This window comes from Neisseria sp. P0021.S007 (assembly GCF_051956855.1).
In genome coordinates, this window is record NZ_JBQCXA010001045.1 from 1 (window position 1) to 542 (window position 542).

General features: G+C 48.5%; 1 protein-coding gene and 1 pseudogene. Both read right to left on the minus strand.

The window, feature by feature from the left end; all coding sequences use genetic code 11:
* The coding region (locus ACTHUR_RS17430; protein ID WP_440399972.1) for a chorismate--pyruvate lyase family protein at window positions 1-407 on the minus strand (407 nt) is incomplete at its 3' end.
* Window positions 397-542, minus strand: a pseudogene (locus tag ACTHUR_RS17435) (dethiobiotin synthase); the annotation flags it as partial. The gene ACTHUR_RS17430 and the pseudogene ACTHUR_RS17435, both read right to left, overlap by 11 nt.

Here is a 542-nt window from a genome sequence, read left to right on the forward strand (position 1 = left end):
GTAACAGGCCGTCTGAAAGATGGATGGTCGAAATCTTCAAAACGAAGAAACTCAAAATCCGAACGCTTCAACGGCAATGTACCGTCAAACAGGCGCTCACCCAAAGGCTGCGTTCCACAATCCAATAATTCTGTCCATAGACGGCTATCTGGTCGGCACGCGCTTCTGGCTTGTATTACTGTTTCGCCGTCCAGTTTGAGCAAAACATCGCGCACAAAGATTTCGTCTCCGTTTTCTGCACCCTTCGTCAAACCCAAATACACCGGCTTGACTGAAAAATCCTTACCGGAAGCGCGCAACGCAGCGGTTAGCGAAGAAACGGTCAGCAAATGTCCGGCCTTAGACGGCAGAAGACTTGAAGCTTCGGCATATGAACAAAGTGTGCCACGCGGTATATCAAACGCCATTTACCACCTCTGTTTTGGCCAACTCCTGCCATTTGGCTTCGGGAAATTCATCTTTCAGACGGCCTTTAAGATATTCCAAGGTATCGCCGGCAACGGTTTCATCTTTACTGTCGTGAATATGGTTGAAAATCAGGC